Origin of the sequence: Pseudomonas sp. Irchel 3E20 (genome assembly GCF_900187645.1) — a bacterium.
In the GTDB taxonomy this organism is placed as follows: domain Bacteria; phylum Pseudomonadota; class Gammaproteobacteria; order Pseudomonadales; family Pseudomonadaceae; genus Aquipseudomonas.
Genome location: NZ_FYEE01000002.1, coordinates 303118 through 325330, shown reverse-complemented (window position 1 = coordinate 325330; position 22213 = coordinate 303118). Strand labels below are relative to the sequence as shown.

Genomic DNA, 22213 nt, shown 5'->3' with positions numbered 1-22213 from the left:
CCAATCTCACTCTGATCTGGTGGGGGTGGTGCAATAAATCTTCAGTTCATGCTTGCTCGGACGTGGGAGCGGGCTTGCCCGCGATGAAGTCGATACAACCGCTACATAGCTGTCGGCAGCAATAACGCCATCGCGGACAAGCCCGCCCCCACATACACAAACAACAAGGGGGCGAATTCTCATCCGCCCCCTGGGTGTCCGCTTACTCCTGCGGTTCTTCGTCAGCGGCAGCACCAAGCGGTTGGCTCTCACCCGCCTCGTCGCTCACGGCGCCGGCCTCGAACTCGGCCTCATCGCCATCGAACTCTTCACCTTCCACTTCCGAAGGCTCCTGCACCCGCTCAAGGCCCACCAGCGTTTCGTCGCTGGCCAACTTAATCAGGGTCACGCCCTGGGTGTTGCGGCCCAGGCTGGAGACTTCGTCGACCCGCGTACGCACCAGCGTGCCCTGGTCGGAAATCAGCATGATCTCCTCGCCGTCGAGCACCTGCACCGCGCCCACCAGGCGACCGTTACGCTCGTTGCTGACCATGGCGATCACGCCCTGCCCGCCACGTTTGTACTCGGGGAACTCGCTGATGGCGGTGCGCTTGCCGTAGCCGCGGGCCGAAGCAGTGAGGATCTGGCTGCCTTCTTCGGGGATCAGCATGGAAATCAGCTTCTGCCCTTCTGGCAGACGCATGCCGCGCACACCACGGGCGGTACGGCCCATGGCACGTACATCGGATTCCTTGAAGCGTGTCACCTTGCCACCGTCGGAGAACAGCATGACTTCGCGCTGGCCATCGGTGATCGCGGCGCTAATCAGCACGTCGCCTTCGTCCAGTTCCAGGGCGATCAGGCCCACGCTGCGTTGGCGGCTGAACTGCTCCAGCGGGGTCTTCTTCACGGTGCCGTCGGCCGTTGCCATGAAGATGAAGTGACCTTCGGTATATTCCTCGACCGGCAGCATGGTGGTGATGTACTCACCCTCACCCAGCGGCAGCAGGTTGACCAATGGGCGGCCACGGGCGGCGCGGGAGGCCTCCGGGATTTCATAGGTCTTGAGCCAGTACACCTTGCCCTTGCTAGAGAACAGCAGGAGCGTGGTGTGGCTGTTGGCAACCAGCAGGTGAGCAATGTAGTCCTCATCCTTGACGCCGGTCGCCGACTTGCCTTTACCGCCACGGCGCTGGGCCTGGTAGGCAGCGAGCGGCTGGGTCTTGGCATAACCGCCGTGGGAAATGGTCACCACGCGCTCTTCTTCCGGGATCATGTCACCCAGGGTCAGGTCCAGGCGCGCATCGAGGATCTCGGTGCGGCGCACGTCACCGTATTCGGCGCGAATCACTTCCAGTTCTTCGCGAATCACTTCCATCAGGCGCACGGCACTGTTGAGGATGCGGATCAGCTCGCCGATCTGGTTGAGGATTTCCTGGTACTCGGCCAGCAGCTTTTCGTGTTCCAGGCCGGTCAGACGATGCAGGCGCAGTTCCAGGATGGCCTGGGCCTGTTCCGGCGACAGGAAATACTTGCCGTCGCGCAGGCCGTATTGCGGGTCCAGGGTCTCGGGACGGCAGGAATCGGCGCCGGCGCGCTCCACCATCGCCACGACGGCGCTGGATTCCCACGGCATCTTGATGAGGGCTTCCTTGGCTTCCGACGGAGTCGGCGAGGCCTTGATGAGGGCGATGACCGGGTCGATGTTCGACAGGGCAACGGCCTGGCCTTCCAGGATGTGGCCACGCTCGCGGGCCTTGCGCAGCTCGAACACGGTGCGCCGGGTGACGACTTCGCGGCGGTGACGCACGAAGGCTTCGAGCAGGTCCTTGAGGTTCAGGATGCGCGGGCGGCCGTCGATCAGCGCGACGATGTTGATACCGAACACCGCTTGCAACTGGGTCTGGGCGTAGAGGTTGTTGAGGATCACCTCAGGCACTTCGCCACGGCGCAGCTCGATCACGACGCGCATGCCGTCCTTGTCGGACTCGTCACGCAGCTCGGTGATGCCTTCGAGTTTCTTTTCCTTGACCAGCTCGGCGATCTTCTCGATCAGGCGAGCCTTGTTCAACTGGTACGGCAGCTCGGTGATGACGATCTGCTGGCGGCCACCGACCTTGTCGATGTCTTCGATGATCGAGCGGGCACGCATGTAGATGCGCCCGCGACCGGTGCGATAGGCCTCGATGATGCCGGCGCGACCGTTGATGATCGCGGCGGTTGGGAAATCCGGGCCGGGAATGAATTGCATCAGCTCATCGACGGTCAGCTCGGGGTTGTCGATGAGGGCCAGGCAACCGTCGATGACTTCACCGAGGTTGTGCGGCGGGATGTTGGTCGCCATGCCCACGGCGATACCGCTGGAGCCGTTGACGAGCAGGTTGGGGATCTTGGTGGGCATGACCGCGGGGATCATTTCGGTGCCGTCGTAGTTCGGCACCCAGTCCACGGTTTCCTTGTGCAGGTCGGCCAGCAACTCGTGGGCCAGCTTGGTCATGCGCACTTCGGTGTATCGCATGGCCGCGGCGTTGTCGCCGTCCACCGAACCGAAGTTGCCCTGGCCGTCCACCAGCAGGTAGCGCAGGGAGAAAGGCTGGGCCATACGCACGATGGTGTCGTAGACCGCGGTATCACCGTGGGGGTGGTACTTACCGATCACGTCGCCGACGACACGGGCCGATTTCTTGTATGGCTTGTTCCAGTCGTTACCCAGTTCGCTCATCGCGAAGAGCACGCGACGATGCACGGGCTTCAAGCCATCACGCGCATCAGGCAGTGCCCGCCCGACAATTACGCTCATTGCGTAGTCGAGGTAGGACTGCTTCATCTCGTCTTCGATATTGACCGGGATGATTTCTTTGGCCAGTTCGCCCATGAGAAGCCTGATTCCTTTTTCTGGTGAAACCTCGTCACATCCATATGGGACGAACGAAGCTCGCCGGTGCAGGCTTTATGCCATGCATCGACTTACGACAAATCAACGAGTTGCACCACGGATTTGCGCAGTAAAGACAACCCCTTGGGGCTATCTCGGAAAACGCCGGATGGTATCACAATCGCCGCCACGCACCTATCCCTCTGATGCGCATGGAGCGTAGTTAGATGAGCGATGACGGGCTTGAGGGCGACGAGAGAAGCTCAGAGCGGGGGCGAATGCAGAATTGGCGGCCGATTGGGGCGGTTTGGCTGGCTGTGCGGCCCCTATCGCGAGCAGGCTCGCTCCCACCAAAACCCTTACCCGCGGAAGCGAGCTTGCTCGCGAGAGCCATTCATCAACCAGAATCGCCCATCAATGCAGGCGTTTGCGGCACATCAACTGGGCCATTTTCGCCATATCGGGCCGCTCGACAATGCCCTTTTCAGTGACGATCGCGTCAATCAGGTCCGCCGGCGTCACGTCGAATACCGGGTTGTACGCTTCCACGTCCGCCCCCACGCGCTTGCCACCGACCTCCAGCAGCTCGCTGCCGTCGCGCTCTTCGATGGGAATTTCGTCGCCGCTGGCCAGGCTCATGTCGATGGTCGAGCTGGGCGCCACCACCATGAAGCGCACGCCGTGGTGCATGGCGTTCACCGCCAGTTGGTAGGTGCCGATCTTATTCGCCACGTCGCCATTGGCGGTGATGCGGTCGGCGCCGACGATGACCCAGGTGATGCCTTTGGTTTTCATGATGTGGGCCGCCGCGGAGTCGGCATTGAGGGTCACCGGGATGCCTTCGTTGGCCAGTTCCCACGCCGTCAGGCGCGAGCCTTGCAGCCAGGGCCGGGTTTCGTCGGCGTAGACCCGTTCCACCATGCCGTCGATCCAGGCCCCGCGAATCACCCCAAGCGCTGTGCCGAAGCCGCCGGTGGCCAGGGCCCCGGTGTTGCAGTGGGTGAGGATCGCCTGGGCGTTGCCCTGGTGCCGGCGGATCAGGTCCACCCCCAGTTGCGCCATGGTCAGGTTGGCTTCGCGGTCGCTCTCGTGAATGGCCAGAGCCTCAGCCTCCAGCGCCGCCAAGGGGTCGGCGTTGCCCTTGAGGCGGTACAGGCGATCGCTCATGCGGTTCAGGGCCCAGAACAGGTTGACTGCCGTGGGCCGAGAATCGGCGAGCAAGGCGAAGTCCTCTTCCAGCTCCACCTGCCAATCACCGCCGGCGGCAAAGCGCTCGCGGGCGGCCAGCACCACGCCATAGGCGGCGCTGATGCCGATGGCTGGCGCGCCGCGCACCACCATGGTGCGGATGGCCTCGGCCACACCGGCGGCGCTGGTGTAGGCGATCCAGCGCTCCTCGAACGGCAGGATGCGCTGGTCGAGCAGGTACAGGGCGCCATCGCGCCAATCGATGGCCTTCACCTTCTCCGCCGCCAACAGTCGATCGCGCATGCCTGACTCCCCACTCAAGAACAAAAGCGGCCGATTATAGCGATCCCCCCGCGAAGACGCTCGGGTATACTTCGCCGTCCTCTATAAAAGCCGCGGAACCCTGCCACGATGCCAATCTCTGCCCCTGCGCTCGACCTCTTGCTGCTGCCGACCTGGCTGGTACCTGTGGAGCCGGCCGGCGTTGTGCTCAAGGACCACGGCCTGGGCATCCGCGAGGGCCGTATTGTGTTTATCGGCCCCAGGGCCCAGGCCCTGAAGCTCAAGGCGCAAGAAGTGCGCGAATTGCCCGGCATGCTCATGAGCCCCGGCCTGGTCAATGCCCACGGGCACGCGGCAATGACCCTGTTCCGTGGCCTGGCCGACGACCTGCCGCTGATGACCTGGCTGGAAAACCACATCTGGCCCGCCGAGGGCAAGTGGGTCGATGAAGCCTTTGTCCGTGATGGCACCGACCTGGCCATCGCCGAACAGCTCAAGGGCGGCATCACCTGCTTCTCGGATATGTACTTCTTCCCCAAAGTCGCGTGCGAACGCGTGCACAACAGCGGCATCCGCGCGCAAATCGCCATGCCTATCCTCGACTTCCCGATCCCCGGCGCCAGCGACGCCGACGAAGCCCTGCGCCAAGCCATCGCGTTGTTCGGCGAGCTCAAGCACCACCCGCGTATCACCATCGCCCTCGGCCCCCACGCGCCGTACACCGTGGGTGATGAAAGCCTGGAAAAAGTGCGGGTCATCGCCGAAGAACTGGACGCTGCGATCCAGATGCACGTCCACGAAACCGCCTTCGAAGTGCACCAGGCCCTGGAGCAGAACCAGGAGCGGCCCCTGGCCCGCCTCGCACGCCTGGGCCTGCTGGGGCCACGCTTTCAGGCCGTGCACATGACCCAGGTCAGCGATGACGACCTGGCTTTGCTGGTAGAAAGTAACAGCAGCGTGATCCACTGCCCGGAATCGAACCTGAAACTGGCCAGCGGCTTCTGCCCGGTGGAGCGCTTGTGGCTGGCGGGCGTCAACGTGGCCGTCGGCACCGATGGCGCAGCCAGCAACAACGACCTCGACCTGCTCGGTGAAACCCGCACCGCAGCCTTGCTGGCCAAGGCTGTCGCGGGCTCGGCCACCGCCCTGGACGCCCACCGCGCACTGCGCATGGCCACCTTGAACGGCGCGCGAGCCCTGGGCCTGGATACGCACATCGGCTCGCTGGAAGTGGGCAAGGCCGCCGACCTGGTGGCCTTCGACCTCTCCGGCCTGGCCCAGCAACCCGTCTACGACCCGGTTTCCCAGTTGATCTACGCCACGGGCCGCGACTGTGTGACGCATGTCTGGGTCGCCGGTAAAGCCTTGCTTGAAGACCGCCGCCTGACGCGCCTGGACGAGCAGCAACTGTGTGCCACCGCCGTCGCCTGGGGCGAACGCATCGGCGGCCACCACCAACCGAATCAAGGGGCTTGAGCCACGACTCAAGCTCCGCCAACGCTTTCACTGGATTTAGAGGATGACCCCATGAGCAACGTTGACCACGCAGAAATCGCCAAATTCGAAGCCCTGGCCCACCGCTGGTGGGACCGCGAAAGCGAGTTCAAACCGCTGCACGACATCAACCCGCTGCGGGTCAACTGGATTGATGAGCGGGTCAAACTGGCCGGCAAGAAGGTCCTGGACATCGGTTGCGGCGGCGGCATCCTCAGCGAAGCCATGGCCCAACGCGGCGCCACCGTGATGGGCATCGACATGGGCGAAGCGCCCCTGGCGGTGGCCCGCCTGCACCAGCTCGAATCCGGGGTGAGCGTGGAGTACCGGCAGATCACCGCCGAAGCCCTGGCCGAAGAAATGCCCGAGCAGTTCGACGTGGTCACTTGCCTGGAGATGCTCGAGCACGTGCCCGACCCGTCTTCGGTGATCCGCGCCTGTTTGCGCATGGTCAAACCCGGTGGCCAGGTGTTCCTGTCCACCATCAACCGCAACCCCAAGGCTTACCTGTTCGCCATCATCGGCGCCGAATACATCATGAAGCTGCTGCCGCGTGGCACCCACGACTTCAAGAAGTTCATCCGCCCGTCCGAACTGGGCGCCTGGAGCCGCGCCGCCGGCCTCACCGTCAAGGACATCATCGGCCTGACCTACAACCCGCTGACCAAGCACTACAAACTGGCCGCCGACGTGGACGTCAACTACATGATCCAGACCCTGCGCGAGGAATAAGCCGATGGCCATCAAAGCGGTTCTTTTCGACATGGACGGCACCCTGCTCGACACCGCGCCGGACTTCATCGCGGTGTGCCAGCGGATGCGCGCCGACCGTGGCCTGGCACCGATTGCCGACCAGCACATCCGCGACGAAATCTCCGGCGGCGCCAAGGCGATGGTTGCAGTGACCTTCGCCATGGACCCCGAATCGCCCGGTTTCGAAGCGCTGCGCCAGGAATTTCTAGAGCTGTACCTCAAGGACTGCGCCGTCCATACCAGGCTTTTCGACGGCATGGCCGAACTGCTGGCCGACCTGGAAAAGGCCAACCTGATCTGGGGCGTGGTCACCAACAAGCCACTGCGCTTCGCCGCACCGATCATGCAACGCCTGGGCCTGGCCGAACGCTCGGCCCTGCTGATCTGCCCGGACCACGTCACGAACAGTAAACCCGACCCTGAACCCCTGACACTGGCCTGCAAGATGCTCGACCTCGACCCGGCCAGCGTCCTGTTCGTGGGCGATGACCTGCGCGACATCGAATCGGGCCGCGACGCCGGCACCCTGACCGCCGCCGTCACCTACGGCTATATCCACCCCGACGACAACCCCCACAACTGGGGCGCCGGTGCGGTGGTGGACCACCCGCTGGAACTGCGCAAGGTGCTGGATAACGCACTGTGCCGCTGCTAGAGCGCCGCTTGCGGCCACCTGCTTATTGTTTTGTTGAGGCTTAACTATGTTTGATTACTCCGCTCGCCCCGAACTGCTCAAAGGCCGGGTCATCCTGGTCACCGGCGCCGGTCGTGGCATCGGCGCCGCTGCGGCGAAAACCTACGCCGCCCACGGTGCCACCGTATTGCTGCTGGGCAAGACCGAAGCCAACCTGACCCAGGTCTACGACGAGATCGAAGCCGCCGGCCACCCGCAACCGGTGGTGATCCCGTTCAACCTGGAGACCGCCCTGCCCCATCAATACGATGAGCTGGCAGCCATGGTCGAAAGCGAGTTCGGCCACCTCGACGGCCTGCTTCACAACGCCTCGATCATTGGCCCGCGCACTCCGCTGGAGCAGCTGTCAGGCGAGAACTTCATGCGCGTGATGCAAGTCAACGTCAACGCCATGTTCATGCTCACCAGCACCCTGCTGCCGCTGCTCAAGCTATCCCAGGACGCCTCGGTGGTGTTCACCTCCAGCAGCGTCGGGCGCAAGGGCCGCGCGTATTGGGGCGCCTATGGGGTGTCGAAGTTCGCCACCGAAGGCCTGATGCAAACCCTGGCCGACGAAGTGGACACCGTGGCGCCGATCCGCTCCAACAGCATCAACCCCGGCGCTACCCGCACCAGCATGCGCGCCCAGGCGTACCCAGGCGAGAACCCGGGCAACAACCCTACGCCCGAGGAAATCATGCCGGTTTACCTGTACCTGATGGGCCCGGACAGCACCGGGATCAACGGCCAGGCGTTCGACGCGCAGTAACCCCCGTGGCGCGCCGGTTTACCGGCGCGCTGCTTGCCCCTCCCCGCCCCCCGCGCCTATCTCAGCCAAGTTTCTGCCACTGCGCTTCTCGCCGTGTTCCGAAAAATAATCCAAGCATCTGAATTGAAACGAGTTTTATCAAACTGAACCGAATGGCACGACTTTCGCTCTAAACCCTGCAAACACGCCGCGTGGCAGCGAGTCCGACTAGACTGATAGCACTTGTCCTACGGGACTGATGGATCAGTGGATACAAAGCTTTCACTCGGCCTGTAAGACAGCATTTCGTGCTCAGGGGCCCGTGCCATATGAAATCACCCACCCAGACCCACGCCATCGACTTCGACAGCGCCAAATTGCAGCGCCTGGGCTTTGGGCAGCAATCGCCTCTGGTGCAGCGCACGATCAGCCTGGGTCAACTGCGCCAGCAACTGGGCCTGCAATTACAGACCAGCCTGGAGCCGCAGCGCATCCTGGGGTTGTTTTTCCGTGAGATCCAACGCCTGGTGCCGCTGCACGCCCTGAGCTACGAACACCAGGCCAGCGACCTGCGCCTGGAGTTCGGCCAACGCGGCCACCATTGCGTCAGCTACAGCCTCAGCCACGAAGGCGAGCACCTGGGTGAACTGGTATTTCGCCGTAACCAGCGCTTTAGCGAGGAAGAGTTGGCCAGCCTGGAGTCGCTGCTGTCCTGCCTGCTCTACCCGATGCGCAACGCCCTGCTCTACCGCGCCGCCACCCAGAGCGCCCTGCGCGACCCATTGACCGGCACCGGCAACCGCATCGCCATGGACCAGACCCTGCAACGGGAAATCGACATGGCGCGCCGCCACCTGCAACCGCTGTCGCTGCTGATGCTCGACATCGACCACTTCAAACGGGTCAACGACAGCCACGGCCACAACGCCGGCGACAAAGTGCTCAAAGCCGTGGCCGCGGCGATCAAGGGCCAGTTGCGTAATGTGGACATGGTGTTCCGCTTCGGCGGCGAAGAGTTCCTGATCCTGCTCTCCAACACCAGCCGCGAAGCCGCGGCCCTGGTGGGCGAACGTCTGCGCCACGCCGCGCAAGCCCAGGACTATCGGGCCGACACGGTGCCCATCGAACTGACGGTCAGCCTCGGCTGCTCCACCCTGCTGCCCGGTGAGTCCGCCGAAAGCCTGATCCGCCGCGCCGACAGCGCCCTCTACGTGGCCAAGCGCGAAGGCCGCAACCGCTTGGCGATGGCGGGGTAGGCACCCCGCCAGGCCACTTCAGTCGTCGGCCAGGGCCAAACACGCGCGAGCCACCGGGGCTTTTTCCAACTGCATGCAGCGTTCCAGGAACAGGTACATGTAGTCGTAGCTCTTGCAAATGGCCTGGCGCAGTTCCACCTGCAACTGCGCCGAGGGGTTCATTCCGGCCAGGGTGCAGATGATCTCCAGCGCCTCCCAAGGGTGCGCGTCGTCGTACTGGGCGTGCATCTTCAGCCACTTCATCGCGCCCTTGCGCGCCTCTTCGGGGAACGCTGCCGCGTAGGCCCCGGTGGAACACACCAACGCCGACCATTCACCCGTCGCGCCTTCGATGGCGTAGTTGGTGGCCGCGATGGCCACGATCAGCGAATCGGCCGAACTGGTGTGCCAGCACCAGTGGCTCAAGGCGTGCAGCTCCGGCGCCACCTGTTGCGCCTGCAAATCCTCCAGCGTCACGCCATGGGCGCGGCTCCAGTTGACCCAGTAATCGGCGTGGTTGAGCTCCACACGGATGTTACGCATCAGCCAGCGGCGCGCCATGTCTTCGCCGGGGTGGCGGGCGAAGCGGGTCTTGGTCAGGTTTTGCGCCATGTACAAGGCAAACTGCTCAACCACCGGCCAGCCGCCGATCAGGTAATGGCGCATTGTCTTGGCGCCCAGTTTGTTGTCGCGCATGCGTTGGTACAACTCGTGCTCGACGACCCGGCGCTTGCTCTCGCTGCATTCGCGGATCAGCTTCTGGGCCCAGACGGGGTAACTGGCGGCGTCCATGAGCGGGCCGGTGCGGTTGAATGTATCGATCACTGTCGAGCTCCTTTTGATGGTGATGATGAAGATCAGCCGTAAGTTCAGCGAAAGGTGCCGGGCGCCTTGAACAACAACGGTTGCGGCCGCACAGGGCGGCACAACAGGCTGTCGCAGGTAAATAGTTGTGGGCGCTCAATAATATAACCCTGAGCAAAGTCCACACCGATTTCCAATAACGCTTGTTCGATCTGGGGTGACTCAACGAACTCGGCAATAGTGCGTTTACCCATGACATGGCCAATGTGATTGATAACTTCGACCATGGCGCGATTGATCGGATCGTCCAACATATCCTTCACGAAACTTCCGTCGATCTTCAGGAAGTCTACAGGTAAATGTTTTAGGTACGCGAACGAAGACATCCCGGCACAAAAATCATCCAATGAAAAAAAGCAACCTAAGCGCTTGAGTTCATTGATAAATCTAATTGCGCTAGCGAGATTGGCGATGGCGCTTGTTTCAGTTATTTCAAAACAAATCATTTCTGGTGGAATATCGTAAGTTTTGAATTGCTCCCGCAGAAAGTCCAGAAAACTCTCATCTCCGATAGTAATACCTGACAGATTAATCGCACACATCGCCATTGTTCCCGGGCGTTCCTGAGCAATACATTGAGCAATGATCTTGAATACGTTATGAACTACCCAACGGTCTAACGAAGGCATCAGACCATAACGTTCAGCAGCCGGAATGAAACTACTGGGCAAGATCATCCGGCCCGCTTCGTCATGCAGGCGCAAGAGGATTTCCACATGGCCGCCGCCCCGTTCGGTGAGGCCCAGGGCGGCGATTTCCTGGGCGTAGAGGCAGAAGCGGTTTTCCTCCAGAGCGAGGTGCAGGCGCTGCACCCAGGCCATCTCGCCAAAACGCATGGACAGTTCCGAGTCGTCGGCGTGGTAAACCTGCACCCGGTTACGGCCCTTTTCCTTGGCCATGTAGCAGGCCATGTCCGCGGCGCGCAGGGAGGCTTCCAGGGTGGTCGGCACCTGGCTGATATGTACCAGGCCCACGCTGACGGTGGTCACGAACGGGCGCCCCTTCCACACGAAATGCAGGTTCTGCACGGTTTGGCGCAAGCCTTCGGCGATTTTCTCTGCGGCTTCCGGGGCGCAGTTCTCCAGCAGAATGCCGAACTCGTCGCCGCCCAGTCGTGCCAGGGTGTCGCCCTCACGCAGGCCCGACTGCAACAGCGCGCAGATGTGCCGCAGCAACTCGTCCCCCGCGGCGTGGCCGCAGGTGTCATTGACCAATTTGAACTGGTCCAGGTCCAAAAACAGCACCGCGTGGCGCCCCGGGTGGCGGAGCAAGCCGTGCAGGGCTTGTTCGAGGCGGTACTCAAACTCGCGGCGGTTGGCCAGCCCGGTGAGGGCATCGTGGGTCGCCTGCCATGAGAGGTTGGCGATGTACTGGCGTTCCTGGGTCATGTCGTGCAGCACCAGCACGGTGCCGCTGACTTTGCCGGCATTCAGGATCGGCGCACCCACCAGGGTTACCGAAACGGTGCTGCCATCGAGGCGCTGGATCAGCTTGGCATGCTCACTACCGCCGCCGAGTTGGCCGTTGAGAATGTGCTCGATCAGGGTGAAGCCTTCGGCCTGGGCATTTTCATCCAACAGGTTGAACAGCGCCGCCAGCGGCAGGCCTGTGGCCTGGGAAGCTTTCCAATGGGTCAGCGCCTCGGCGGCCGGGTTCATGTAGGCGATGGCGCCTTCTACGTCAGTGGTGATGACCCCGTCGCCGATGGACTGCAAGGTAATCTGCGCTCGCTCGCGCTCCATTTGCAGAGCATCGGCAAAGGCGTGGCGCTGAGTCAGCAACTTGTGGGTGCGCAACAGCGCCAGGGCGATCATGCCCAGGGCGGTGGCCAGGTTGATAGTCAGCAGCAGGCGCAGCATCACCCGCGAGCCCTCTCCCAGCGCATCGCTAAAGCCCTTGGCCGCCGGGGTCACCCCTTCGTTGATGGCCACGATCAGGTTTTTCCAGCGGGCGACATCGGCGGCGCTAACGCGGTTATCGAGGATTTTCTCGTGCATCTCCCGGGCCACGGCGTCCAGTTGCACCAGGTAGCCGTCGCCCTCGGCCCACAGGTCGATGGCTTTTTCCAGGTAGCTGAAATGGCGGAAGTTGAGGTACAGCCAGATCAGCCGGGTGACGTCATCCGGGTGGTTGCCGCCCTTGAGAATGCCCTGGCGCGCCGCGTCCAGATCCGGCGGATGGCGGTCCAGGGCCACGCGCAACTCATGGCCGCCCTGGGGCACGGCGATGGCGTGGCGGTATTTGAGCCAGACCGCCTCACCGCGCACGTCGGCGTAGAGGCTCAGGTAATAGATGGCGTCTTTCTGGCCCTTGGACCACAAGCTCTCGCCCGCCACATAACCGCGCACGGCCGACAGGACATACAGGCTGAAACCACCCAGCAATGCCTGAAACAGCACCGCGGTAATAAATGGCCAGACGATGCCCAACAACCGCGGCGTTCCGAGAGTCCGCTTTTGCTTCATGACGTCCCTTGCATAAGCACTGCCAGATGAACACCCGAGAGGTTCTTTCTCCTAATCAGCACAGCCTAGGCTAGTTTTCAGCAATGCAAAGGCAAGATATCTGACACGAGATGGATTTAACTCCTACAGTCAGGCGCCAGGATTCCAGCGCCAGGTTTGCATCATGTATTCAGGGAGTTAGGGCGCGAGCGGCACCCTCGAAGGGCTTCAGCGAACCTGCTGCAAATGCCCGTAGAGCTTGGCGTAGAGGCCGCCGTCGGCGATCAGTTGCTGGTGGTCGCCATCTTCGGCGATGTGCCCGCCGTCAAACACCAGCACCCGGTCTGCTTGCTTAACCGCCGACAGGCGATGGGCGATTATCAGGGTGGTACGCCCGCTCAAGAACCGCGCCATGGCCTGGTGCAGGTTGTACTCGGTGGCGGCGTCCAGGGCCGAGGTGGCCTCGTCGAGAATCACCACTTTGGGCTCGGCGAGCACCATGCGGGCGATGGCCAGGCGCTGGCGCTGGCCGCCGGACAAACGCACCCCGGAGCGGCCGACCACGCTGTCCAGGCCTTGGGCCAGGTTGCGGATGGTGCCGTCGAGCTGGGCGATTTCCAGGGCGTGCCAGCAGGCCTCGTCGCTGCGTTCGCGGCCCATGGTCAGGTTGGCGCGCACCGTGTCGTTGAACAGTGCCGGGTGCTGCAGGACCACCGCGACGTTTTCGCGCACGGTTTCCAGGCCGATGTCCTCCTGGCTCGCGCCGCCGAAGCGGATACTCCCCGCCTGCGGCGTGTACAGGCCCAGCAGCAACTGCACCAAGGTGCTCTTACCGCCGCCGCTGGCGCCGACGATGGCGACTTTTTCGCCGGGAGCAATGGCTAGGCTCATCTGGTCCAGCACTAGTTCATCGCCATAACCAAAACTCAGGCCGCGCACTTCGATGCCCACCGTCTCGCGGCCCTGGAACGGGTTGACGCCGCCGGGGTACTGGGGCTCATCGGCACGGGCCAGCAGTTCGTTGATGCGCGTGATGGCACCGCCCGCCGCGTAGTAGGCGTATTGCAGGTTCAGCAGTTGTTCCACCGGGCCGATCATGAACCATAGGTAGCTGAACACCGCGAGCATCTGGCCGATGGACAGGTCGGAAAACAGCACGGTGAGCATGGCCGCCGCACGGAAGATGTCGATACCGAACTGGAACAGCAAGCCACTGGCCCGACTGCTGGCGTCGCTCTTCCACTGGGAGTTGACCGCGTAATCGCGCACTTCCCGGGCCCGCTGGCCGAGGCGGCCGAGGAAAAAGCCCTGGCGGTTGCCGGCGCGTACTTCCTGGATGGCATCCAGGGTTTCGGTCAGGGCCTGGGTAAAGCGCGAGGTGCTGTCGTTTTCCAGTTTTTTGAGGTGCTTGACCCGCTTGCCCAATTGCACCGTGGCGTAGATCACCAAAGGGTTGAACAGCAGAATCAGCAGCGCCAGTTGCCAGTGCATCCATAACAGGATCGCCGAGGTGCCCACCAGGGTCAGCATGGCCACCAGGAAACGGCTGAGGGTTTCGCCGACGAACTTGTCCACGGTGTCCAGGTCGGTGACCAGGTGCGTGGTCACTGTGCCACTGCCCAGGCTTTCGTATTCGCCCAGGGAAATACGCTTGAGGCGCTCGATCAAGCGCAGGCGGATGCGGTACACCACATCCTTGGCCAGGCCGACGAACAAACGCGCCTGCACCACGTTGAGCACCAGGGCGAAACAGCGCAGGGTCAGGGTGGCCAGGAGCATCAGGCCGATGTAGCCGGCGGGAGTCTGCCAAGCCTGCGGCAAGCCGTGGTTCATCAACTTGAGGGCTGCGTCGCCATTGCCCAGTAGCACTTCGTCCACCAGCAACGGCAACAGCAGCGGAATCGGCACGCTGCACAGGGTCGCCAGCACGGCGACGCCGTTGGCGAGCCACAGGGATTTTTTATGCTGCTGGGCCAGGCGCCGGATGTGCGCCCAACTCAACCGATCGGCGCGCCGGGGTTGCTCGGCGCCATCATGCACAGGCCGCGCGCTCCAGCCAGCGGCCCAACAGCGGCGACAACTGCTCCAGCGGCTGATAGCCATTGGTCAGCAAGGCCAGTTGGCCATTACGCTCGGCCAGCAAGGTGGGGAAACCGGCGATGCCCAGGTCCTGGACCCAAGCGAAGTCGGCCAGGGTGGCGGTGTGCTGCTCCATCCGGTCGAACGCGGCGGCGAACTCAATGCGCGGCAAACCGGCCTGCTCCGCCAATTCCACCAGCACGCTGGCGCGGGTGACGTCGCGGCCGTGAGCATAAAACGCCTGCTGGATCAGCTTGAGCAGGGCCCAGGCACAATCCGGTGCCAGGCCCCGGGCGGTGACCAGGGCACGGCAGGCAGGTTCGGTGTCGTAGACAAACCCCTCAGGCAGCGCGCCGTCGAACTTGAACGGCTGGCCGGTGGCCTCGTTAACTGCTTGCCAGTGTTCGAGGATGTAGCGCCGGGTGGTCGGCTCCAGGGCCGAACCGCTGCCGCTGCGCAAACCGCCCATCACCAGGTGCAGCTCCACGCCCGCGGCCTGGGCCTGCTCTACCAACGCCTCGGCGACCGGGGCGAAACCCCAGCACCAGGAGCACATGGGGTCCATTACATAGAGCAAGCGCGCGGACATGGTTCAGGCCTCGGACGGTTGTTTGTAGTTGTAGCCAATGGGGTGTGGCTGGTTGCGGGCCTTGGCCAGTTCGATCTGCTTTTGCCGGTCGATGGCGCTGCGCCGGGTTTTCTCGCTCAGCTTATCCCAGCAATGGGGGCAACTGATGCCGGCCACATAGTGCTCGCTGGCCCGGTCTTCGACGCTAACAGGTGTGCGGCAGGCATGACATTGATCGTAGTCACCTTCGCTCAAGTCGTGGCGCACGGTGACGCGGTTGTCGAACACGAAGCAGTCGCCCTGCCACTTGGTTTCTTCGCGGGGCACTTCTTCCAGGTACTTGAGGATGCCGCCCTTGAGGTGGAACACCTCATCGAAACCCTGGCTGAGCATATAGCTGGAGGCCTTCTCGCAACGGATGCCGCCGGTGCAGAACATGGCGACCTTCTTATGGCGGGCCGGGTCGAAGTTGGCTTTGATGTAGTCGGGAAATTCCCGAAAACTGGTGGTTTTCGGGTCGATCGCGCCTTCAAAGGTGCCGATCGCCACTTCGTAGTCGTTGCGGGTATCGATCAGCAGCACTTCGGGGTCGTCGATCAACGCGTTCCAGTCCTGCGGCTCGACGTAAGTACCGACCTGGCGGTTCGGGTCTACCCCTTCGACGCCCAGGGTCACGATCTCTTTCTTGAGCTTGACCTTGGTGCGGTAGAACGGCTGCTCGTCGCAGTACGACTCTTTGTGATCGATATCGACCATGCGCGGATCGTTCTTGAGCCAGGCCATCAGCCCGTCGATGCCTTCGCGGCTGCCGGAGACGGTGCCGTTGATGCCTTCTTCGGCGATCAGCAGGGTGCCCTTGATGCCGTTATCGACCATGGCCTTGAGCAGTGGCTCGCGCAGGGCGACGTAATCGTTGAGGGTGACGAACTTATACAGTGCCGCCACGACAATGGGGTGTGTCATGGGTGATTCTCCAGGTGGCTACCCGCGCAAGGGGTGAACCGGATAGACAAAAAAAACGCGCCGACTGAGCGGCGCGTGGCGCAGTCTAGCAAAAACCCAAGGTCAGTGCTTGCTGCCGCCGGCACAGGTGGGCGAGGCCGGGGCCGCGCCGGTTTGTGCCCATTCTTCGGGCGTATAGGTGTGCAGCGCCAACGCATGGAATTGGCCCATCAGGTCACCCAGCGTGGCGTAGACCTTCTGGTGGCGCTTGACGCTGTTGAGCCCGGCGAATTGCTCGCTGACCAGCACGGCCTTGTAGTGGGTTTGCAACCCACGGCTGTGCATGTGGCTTTCGTCCAACACTTGCAGGTGCTCGGGGTTCAGGGCCGCGAGTGCCGCTTCGATACGTTGCTGCATGTTCATAGGCCTGCTTACTTTTTCTTCGCGGGAGCGGCTTTAGGCTCCAGCTCGGCGGTCATGTCAGCCAACAGCTTGTTGACCACCGGCACCGCGCTTTCGAGCTTGGCCTGGGTCAACTGGGCCGATTGCTGGGTCAGCTGCGGCATTTTTTCCAGGACTTTCTTGCCCAGCGGCGATTGGTAGAACGCGACCAGGTCCTTGAGCTCGGACTCGCTGAAGTTGCTGGTGTAGAGCTTGACCATGTCCGGCTTGAGCTTGTTCCAGCCGATGGCTTTGTCCAGGGCGGCATTGGCCTTGGCCTGATAGGTTTCCAGCAGGGCTTGCTTGGAGGCCGGGGCCTTGGTTTGCTCGAAGCGCTGGGCGAACATTTGCTGCACTTGCATGTACACCGGCGTGCCGAGCTTGTCAGCGTGTGCCAGGGTCAGGAAGGCCTCGGCACTGGCGTTGTGGCTGGCGGTGTCGGCAAGCGCCTGGCCGCTTGCGCAAACCAGAACAACCGCGGTACAGATCGCACGAAGACGAGTCATCAAGTTTCCTTTTCTAGCAGACGAGGTAAAACCCCAAGGGCGACCATTCTGCGCCTAACAATCACCGCCACTCAACCCCGGGGCGGGGCGCTTCTCATTTGCAACGCGCCAACGGCGCAAAAGGCGACCGATGGAACCCCGGCAACCCCATGCAGCCTAAGCTGCGCAACCCGACCTACAGGAGTAAGACCCATGAGCCGTATCGAAACTGACAGCCTTGGCCAGGTTGAAGTCCCGGATGACGCCTATTGGGGCGCGCAGACCCAGCGTTCGCGGGTCAATTTCGCCATTGGCGAGGAACGCATGCCCATCGCCGTGGTGCACGCCCTGGCGCTGATTAAGAAAGCCGCCGCGCGGGTCAACGACCGCAATGGCGACCTGCCCGCCGATATCGCCCGCCTGATCGAACAGGCCGCCGACGAAGTGATCGACGGTCAGCATGATGAACAGTTCCCCCTGGTGGTCTGGCAGACCGGCAGCGGCACCCAGAGCAACATGAATGTCAACGAAGTGATCGCCGGGCGCGCCAACGAACTGGCCGGCAACCCCCGTGGCGGCAAGAGCCCGGTGCACCCCAACGATCACGTCAACCGCTCCCAGAGCTCCAACGACTGCTTCCCCACCGCCATGCACATCGCCGCCGCGCAAGCGGTGCACGAGCACCTGTTGCCGGCCCTGCGCGAGTTGTCCGGGGGCCTGGCCGAGCAGTCGGCGCGGCACATGAAACTGGTCAAGACCGGGCGCACCCACATGATGGACGCCACCCCCATCACCTTCGGCCAGGAGCTTTCGGCCTTCATCGCCCAGCTCGACTACGCCGAACGCGCCCTGCGCGGCGCCTTGCCGGCGGTGTACGAACTGGCCCAGGGCGGCACCGCGGTGGGCACCGGGCTCAACTCGCCCCACGGCTTTGGCGAGGCCATCGCCGCCGAACTGGCGGCCTTGAGCGGCTTGCCGTTTATCACCGCGCCGAACAAATTCGCTGCGCTGGCCGGCCATGAGCCGCTGACCGCCCTCTCCGGGGCGCTAAAAACCCTGGCGGTGGCCCTGATGAAAATCGCCAACGACCTGCGCCTGCTGGGCTCGGGGCCACGGGCCGGGTTCGCCGAGGTCAAGTTACCGGCCAACGAACCGGGCAGCTCGATCATGCCGGGCAAGGTCAACCCGACCCAGTGCGAGGCCTTGTCCATGCTCGCCTGCCAGGTGCTGGGCAACGACGTGACCATCGGTTTCGCCGCCAGCCAAGGGCACTTGCAGCTGAACGTGTTCAAACCGGTCATCATCCACAACCTGCTGCAATCGATCCGCCTCTTGGGGGACGGCTGCCGCAACTTCCAGGAACACTGCGTGGCGGGCCTGGAGCCGGACCCGGTGCAAATGGCCGCGCACCTGGAACGCGGGCTGATGCTCGTCACCGCGCTGAACCCGCACATCGGCTACGACAAGGCCGCAGAGATCGCCAAGAAAGCCTATGGCGAAAACCTGACCCTGCGCGAAGCGGCGTTGCAGTTGGGCTACCTGACCGATGCGCAGTTCGACGAATGGGTCAAACCAGAACACATGCTGGAGGCCGGCAAACAGGGCTGAAGCCCTGAGGGAATGAAAAAGAGGCCGTCCACTACCGTGGCGGCCTCTTTTTTTGCGCCTCGTTCACGAGGCACGCAGGCGTTGCGCACTTACACCTTGGAGGCGAACAGCGCCTGATGGTCGCGGCATTGCTCGGCGGTGAGCATGAACACACCGTGGCCGCCACGCTCGAAGTCCAGCCAGGCGAAGTCGACGCCCGGGTACAAGGCCTCAACATGCACCTGGCTGTTGCCCACTTCTACGATCAACAGACCTTTTTCGGTGAGGTGGTCCGCCGCTTCGCTGAGCATGCGCCGCACCAGGTTCAAGCCATCGTCGCCACAGGCCAGGGCCAGTTCCGGTTCGTGCTGGTACTCGTCGGGCATGTCGGCGAAATCTTCGGCGTCCACATACGGCGGGTTGGACACGATCAGGTCGAAACGCTGCCCCGGCAAACCGTCGAAGCCGTCGCCCTGTACGGTGAATACCCGCTCATCCACGCCATGGCGCTCGATGTTCTGGTTGGCCACTTCCAGGGCCTCGAACGACAGATCGGCCAGCACCACTTCAGCGTTCTGGAACTCATAGGCGCAAGCAATACCGATACAACCGGAACCGGTGCACAGGTCGAGAATGCGGGCCGGCTCGCTGCCCAGCCAGGGCTCGAAGCGTTTTTCGATCAACTCACCGATGGGCGAACGGGGGATGAGCACGCGCTCATCGACGATGAACGACAGGCCGCAGAACCACGCCTCGCCCAGCAGGTAGGCGGTGGGCACGCGCTCTTCGATACGCCGGTGCAGCAGGTGCTGCACGTGGATCAGTTCGTCGTCTTCGAGGCGGCAATCGAGGTAGCTGTCCGCGATTTCCCAGGGCAGGTGCACGGCGCCGAGTACCAGTTGGCGGGCTTCGTCCCAGGCATTGTCGGTGCCATGGCCGAAAAACAGATCCTCCCCATGAAAACGACTGACGGCCCAACGGATGTGGTCGCGCAACGTGCGCAGACGGGAAGTAATCACGGAACAGACTCCAGAAAAAACGACCGGTGATTCTAACAGCCAAAACGTCCGCCGACGACGCATGAAAACAGCTCGAGAAAAGTAGGAAAAATCCCAGGCAGCCGTTTTTGGTTGAACGCAAGCGCCCCTTGACATCGCTGTAAGCCAACAACCACGTAGCTTACGTTGGTAGCGATTCACAGAACCGCTCAGCCAGAGGACAATGCCCCAAAAGCCCCACCCGAAGGAGCCCCAGAATGTCCGTTCCAAAGACGATGTTTCAACTCAGCGGCCGCGGTTACGCACCGGCCAATTTGAGCCATGCCAGCCTGGTCATCATTGACGCCCAAAAGGAATACCTCAGCGGCCCCCTGGCCCTGTCCGGCATGGACGCTGCCGTCGTAAACATCCAGCAACTGCTCGCTGCCGCCCGGGCTGCCGGCCGGCCGGTGGTGCACGTGCGCCACCTGGGCACCGTCGGCGGCCTGTTCGACCCCCAGGGCGAGCGCGGTGAATTCATCCCGGGCCTGGAGCCGCAAGGCGACGAAACCATCATCGGTAAGCTGCTGCCCAGCGCCTTCCACGGCACCGAGCTGGAAAAACGCCTGCAAGAGCTGGGCTCCCTGGACCTGATCGTCTGCGGTTTCATGAGCCACTCCAGCGTCAGCACCACGGTGCGCGCCGCCAAGAACCTGGGCTTTCGCTGCACCCTGGTCGAAGACGCCTGCGCCACCCGCGACCTGCCCTACAAGGGCGGTGTGCTGACGGCCGAGCACGTGCAGCAGACTGAAATGGCGATCATGGCCGACAACTTCGCCACCCTGGCGCAGACCAAAGACCTGATCTGACCGCCTCCCCCGGTGAGCGGCACGCTGGCCGCTCATCCGCAAAAGCCTCTCATTCCCGCCAAATGGCTTAGCTTCAGGAACCACCCGCACGACTTCCGGTCGAAGGGCCGATACCCATTGAGGAATGGTCGGAATGAAAATATCCGATGGATTTGACGCCCGCCGCCTGCGCCCAAAAGGCCCGAGCAACTGGCGTTTTCGCCTGAGCGCCGGTTTTGCCGCGCTGTTGGCAACGTTCGGCGTGCTGCTGGCCATGGCCGGGGCCGCCAGCCTGTTGGGCCGCCCGCCCGCGCTGGGCGAGTTGAATGCCAGCGCGGCCGGTTCCGGCGTGTTGCTGGGCTTGGGCCTGGTGCTGTTGTACGTTGGGGTCTGGTTGTGGCGCCGCTGCCGTCGCCATCGCCGCCGCTACCACGAACTGAACATGGCCCCGCACCTGATGAAAAAGAATGACTGAGGGCGGCGCTGCGTTTTGTCCTGCGCGATCGCGCGGGAGTTGGGTAGACTAGCCGCCCTTCGCGGAGGCTGACATGCAAGACGACGATTTTTCCCTGTTCAAAAGCGCGATCCAAGGCGTCAAGCCGATCAAGCACGACCGCGCCGAAACAGGCAAACCCAAGGCCGACCGCGCGCAGATCGCCAAGCTGCGCCAAGCGGCGACCATCCGCACCGATGCCACCACCGTGGACGGCTTGTCCGATCAATTCGTGATCGACGTCGGCCCCGAAGACGAGTTGATGTGGGCCCGCGACGGCGTCCAGGACAGCCAGATGCGCAAGCTCAAGGCCGGCCAGATCCCATTCGAGGGCAGCCTTGACCTGCACGGTATGAACGTGGAAAAGGCCCGCGAAACCCTGTGGGCGTTCCTCGCCGAAGCCACCCAGTTCGAGATCCGCTGCGCCCGCGTGACCCACGGCAAGGCCGTGCGCTTGGACGGCAAGCGGCCGATGATTAAGAGCCACGTCAATACCTGGCTGCGCCAGCACCCCCAGGTGCTCGGCTTCGCTTCCTGCCAGGCCCGCCACGGCGGCGCCGGCGCGGTGTACGTGATGCTCAAGCGCACCATGATGGAAGGCCGCGACGAGTAAAGCCGTATCACCAGGCTTGCAGCGCCCGCCCCGCCCCCGTACCCTTGCCGTTTGCGTAAAAACCACAGGTAGTTTCATGTCCCTGGAACAGAATTACACGGCGATCCTCGGCCAATTGGGCGAGGACGTCTCTCGCGAAGGCCTGCTCGACACGCCAAAACGCGCTGCCAAAGCCATGCAGTACCTTTGCCGTGGTTATGAGCAAACCCTGGAAGAGGTCACCAACGGTGCCCTGTTCAGCTCCGATAACAGCGAAATGGTCCTGGTGAAGGACATCGAGCTGTACTCATTGTGCGAACACCACCTGCTGCCGTTCATCGGCAAGGCCCATGTGGCGTACATCCCCAGCGGCAAAGTGTTGGGCCTGTCCAAGGTGGCGCGGATCGTCGACATGTACGCCCGCCGCCTGCAGATCCAGGAAAACCTCAGCCGCCAGATCGCCGACGCGGTGCAGCAAGTGACCGGCGCCCTGGGCGTGGCCGTGGTGATCGAGGCCAAGCACATGTGCATGATGATGCGCGGTGTGGAGAAACAGAATTCGTCGATGATTACCTCGGTGATGCTGGGTGAGTTCCGCGAAAACGCCGCCACCCGCAGCGAGTTCCTCAGCCTTATCAAGTGATACGCCCCCAAAAAACCGGCATC

Annotated in this window: 20 protein-coding genes; 10 read left to right on the top strand and 10 right to left on the bottom strand. The window is 62.8% G+C overall.

The window, feature by feature from the left end; genetic code table 11:
• Positions 1-202: 202 nt before the first annotated feature.
• Both gyrA and mtnA read right to left on the bottom strand, forming a co-directional pair.
• Positions 203-2854, bottom strand: a complete 2652-nt coding sequence (gene gyrA / locus CKW13_RS04845) for a DNA gyrase subunit A (protein ID WP_095107459.1) — start codon at positions 2852-2854, stop codon at positions 203-205.
• 414 nt (positions 2855-3268) lie between these two features.
• A complete protein-coding gene (gene mtnA, locus CKW13_RS04840; RefSeq protein ID WP_095107458.1) occupies positions 3269-4345 on the bottom strand; it encodes an S-methyl-5-thioribose-1-phosphate isomerase in 1077 nt (358 codons plus the stop codon).
• Positions 4346-4453: 108 nt separating this feature from the next.
• On the opposite strand from mtnA, the gene CKW13_RS04835 reads away from it, so the two are divergent.
• From CKW13_RS04835 to CKW13_RS04815, 5 genes are all read left to right on the top strand, one after another.
• Positions 4454-5800 (top strand): TRZ/ATZ family hydrolase, encoded by a 1347-nt coding sequence (locus CKW13_RS04835; protein ID WP_095107457.1) that lies wholly within the window; start codon positions 4454-4456, stop codon positions 5798-5800.
• Positions 5801-5851: 51 nt separating this feature from the next.
• Positions 5852-6550 carry a bifunctional 2-polyprenyl-6-hydroxyphenol methylase/3-demethylubiquinol 3-O-methyltransferase UbiG gene (gene ubiG, locus CKW13_RS04830; protein ID WP_095107456.1) on the top strand — a complete coding sequence of 233 codons (699 nt, stop codon included), beginning with the start codon at positions 5852-5854 and terminating at the stop codon, positions 6548-6550.
• A gap of 4 nt (positions 6551-6554) precedes the next feature.
• Entirely contained in the window at positions 6555-7226 is a 672-nt protein-coding gene (gene mupP, locus CKW13_RS04825) for an N-acetylmuramic acid 6-phosphate phosphatase MupP (protein WP_095107455.1), read from the top strand.
• Positions 7227-7272: 46 nt separating this feature from the next.
• Positions 7273-8013, top strand: a complete 741-nt coding sequence (locus tag CKW13_RS04820) for a YciK family oxidoreductase (RefSeq protein WP_095107454.1) — start codon at positions 7273-7275, stop codon at positions 8011-8013.
• Positions 8014-8321: 308 nt separating this feature from the next.
• A complete protein-coding gene (locus CKW13_RS04815) occupies positions 8322-9248 on the top strand; it encodes a GGDEF domain-containing protein (protein ID WP_095107453.1) in 927 nt (308 codons plus the stop codon).
• Positions 9249-9266: 18 nt separating this feature from the next.
• Here CKW13_RS04815 and CKW13_RS04810 read toward each other — a convergent pair whose 3' ends face one another.
• The 7 genes from CKW13_RS04810 to CKW13_RS04780 form a co-directional block, all read right to left on the bottom strand.
• On the bottom strand, positions 9267-10019 hold the full coding sequence (locus CKW13_RS04810; RefSeq protein ID WP_371856218.1) for a TenA family transcriptional regulator: 753 nt from the start codon (positions 10017-10019) through the stop codon (positions 9267-9269).
• A gap of 77 nt (positions 10020-10096) precedes the next feature.
• A complete protein-coding gene (locus tag CKW13_RS04805) occupies positions 10097-12556 on the bottom strand; it encodes an EAL domain-containing protein (RefSeq protein ID WP_095107451.1) in 2460 nt (819 codons plus the stop codon).
• 207 nt (positions 12557-12763) lie between these two features.
• Positions 12764-14575: an ABC transporter ATP-binding protein gene (locus tag CKW13_RS04800; protein ID WP_095107450.1), complete on the bottom strand. Its 1812-nt coding sequence runs from the start codon at positions 14573-14575 to the stop codon at positions 12764-12766.
• The gene (locus CKW13_RS04795) at positions 14568-15170 is read right to left on the bottom strand and encodes a DsbA family protein (protein ID WP_176465063.1); all 603 of its coding nucleotides are present in this window, start codon (positions 15168-15170) and stop codon (positions 14568-14570) included. Before CKW13_RS04795 ends, CKW13_RS04800 begins: the two co-directional genes overlap by 8 nt.
• A gap of 36 nt (positions 15171-15206) precedes the next feature.
• A complete protein-coding gene (locus tag CKW13_RS04790) occupies positions 15207-16145 on the bottom strand; it encodes a rhodanese-related sulfurtransferase (RefSeq protein ID WP_095107448.1) in 939 nt (312 codons plus the stop codon).
• A 102-nt stretch (positions 16146-16247) separates the two neighbouring features.
• Positions 16248-16547 carry a BolA family transcriptional regulator gene (locus tag CKW13_RS04785; RefSeq protein ID WP_095107447.1) on the bottom strand — a complete coding sequence of 100 codons (300 nt, stop codon included), beginning with the start codon at positions 16545-16547 and terminating at the stop codon, positions 16248-16250.
• An 8-nt stretch (positions 16548-16555) separates the two neighbouring features.
• A complete protein-coding gene (locus tag CKW13_RS04780) occupies positions 16556-17071 on the bottom strand; it encodes a DUF2059 domain-containing protein (RefSeq protein WP_095107446.1) in 516 nt (171 codons plus the stop codon).
• A gap of 192 nt (positions 17072-17263) precedes the next feature.
• Here CKW13_RS04780 and CKW13_RS04775 point away from each other — a divergent pair, with 192 nt between their 5' ends.
• Positions 17264-18658: a class II fumarate hydratase gene (locus tag CKW13_RS04775; protein ID WP_095107445.1), complete on the top strand. Its 1395-nt coding sequence runs from the start codon at positions 17264-17266 to the stop codon at positions 18656-18658.
• A gap of 89 nt (positions 18659-18747) precedes the next feature.
• Here the strand turns inward: CKW13_RS04775 and prmB are convergent, their stop codons facing one another.
• Positions 18748-19656, bottom strand: coding sequence for a 50S ribosomal protein L3 N(5)-glutamine methyltransferase (gene prmB, locus CKW13_RS04770; protein ID WP_095107444.1), 909 nt, complete (start codon positions 19654-19656; stop codon positions 18748-18750).
• Positions 19657-19892: 236 nt separating this feature from the next.
• Between prmB and CKW13_RS04765 the strand changes: the two genes are divergently transcribed.
• From CKW13_RS04765 to folE, 4 genes are all read left to right on the top strand, one after another.
• Positions 19893-20483, top strand: a complete 591-nt coding sequence (locus tag CKW13_RS04765) for a cysteine hydrolase family protein (RefSeq protein ID WP_095107443.1) — start codon at positions 19893-19895, stop codon at positions 20481-20483.
• Between the two features lie 133 nt (positions 20484-20616).
• Positions 20617-20937 (top strand): hypothetical protein, encoded by a 321-nt coding sequence (locus CKW13_RS04760; protein ID WP_095107442.1) that lies wholly within the window; start codon positions 20617-20619, stop codon positions 20935-20937.
• A 73-nt stretch (positions 20938-21010) separates the two neighbouring features.
• Positions 21011-21568, top strand: coding sequence for a Smr/MutS family protein (locus CKW13_RS04755; RefSeq protein WP_095107441.1), 558 nt, complete (start codon positions 21011-21013; stop codon positions 21566-21568).
• 76 nt (positions 21569-21644) lie between these two features.
• Positions 21645-22190 carry a GTP cyclohydrolase I FolE gene (gene folE, locus CKW13_RS04750; protein ID WP_003204506.1) on the top strand — a complete coding sequence of 182 codons (546 nt, stop codon included), beginning with the start codon at positions 21645-21647 and terminating at the stop codon, positions 22188-22190.
• Positions 22191-22213: the final 23 nt, after the last annotated feature.

Coding starts and splice junctions, on each gene's coding strand:
- folE (WP_003204506.1), top strand. CDS start 21,645: ATGTCCCTGGAACAGAATTACACGGCGATCCTCGGCCAATTGGGCGAG.
- gyrA (WP_095107459.1), bottom strand. CDS start 2,854: ATGGGCGAACTGGCCAAAGAAATCATCCCGGTCAATATCGAAGACGAG.
- CKW13_RS04810 (WP_371856218.1), bottom strand. CDS start 10,019: ATGGACGCCGCCAGTTACCCCGTCTGGGCCCAGAAGCTGATCCGCGAA.
- CKW13_RS04765 (WP_095107443.1), top strand. CDS start 19,893: ATGTCCGTTCCAAAGACGATGTTTCAACTCAGCGGCCGCGGTTACGCA.
- mupP (WP_095107455.1), top strand. CDS start 6,555: ATGGCCATCAAAGCGGTTCTTTTCGACATGGACGGCACCCTGCTCGAC.
- CKW13_RS04760 (WP_095107442.1), top strand. CDS start 20,617: ATGAAAATATCCGATGGATTTGACGCCCGCCGCCTGCGCCCAAAAGGC.
- CKW13_RS04790 (WP_095107448.1), bottom strand. CDS start 16,145: ATGACACACCCCATTGTCGTGGCGGCACTGTATAAGTTCGTCACCCTC.
- CKW13_RS04835 (WP_095107457.1), top strand. CDS start 4,454: ATGCCAATCTCTGCCCCTGCGCTCGACCTCTTGCTGCTGCCGACCTGG.
- CKW13_RS04785 (WP_095107447.1), bottom strand. CDS start 16,547: ATGAACATGCAGCAACGTATCGAAGCGGCACTCGCGGCCCTGAACCCC.
- CKW13_RS04795 (WP_176465063.1), bottom strand. CDS start 15,170: ATGTGCTCCTGGTGCTGGGGTTTCGCCCCGGTCGCCGAGGCGTTGGTA.
- CKW13_RS04805 (WP_095107451.1), bottom strand. CDS start 12,556: ATGAAGCAAAAGCGGACTCTCGGAACGCCGCGGTTGTTGGGCATCGTC.
- CKW13_RS04815 (WP_095107453.1), top strand. CDS start 8,322: ATGAAATCACCCACCCAGACCCACGCCATCGACTTCGACAGCGCCAAA.
- CKW13_RS04820 (WP_095107454.1), top strand. CDS start 7,273: ATGTTTGATTACTCCGCTCGCCCCGAACTGCTCAAAGGCCGGGTCATC.
- mtnA (WP_095107458.1), bottom strand. CDS start 4,345: ATGCGCGATCGACTGTTGGCGGCGGAGAAGGTGAAGGCCATCGATTGG.
- CKW13_RS04780 (WP_095107446.1), bottom strand. CDS start 17,071: ATGACTCGTCTTCGTGCGATCTGTACCGCGGTTGTTCTGGTTTGCGCA.
- CKW13_RS04755 (WP_095107441.1), top strand. CDS start 21,011: ATGCAAGACGACGATTTTTCCCTGTTCAAAAGCGCGATCCAAGGCGTC.
- CKW13_RS04775 (WP_095107445.1), top strand. CDS start 17,264: ATGAGCCGTATCGAAACTGACAGCCTTGGCCAGGTTGAAGTCCCGGAT.
- ubiG (WP_095107456.1), top strand. CDS start 5,852: ATGAGCAACGTTGACCACGCAGAAATCGCCAAATTCGAAGCCCTGGCC.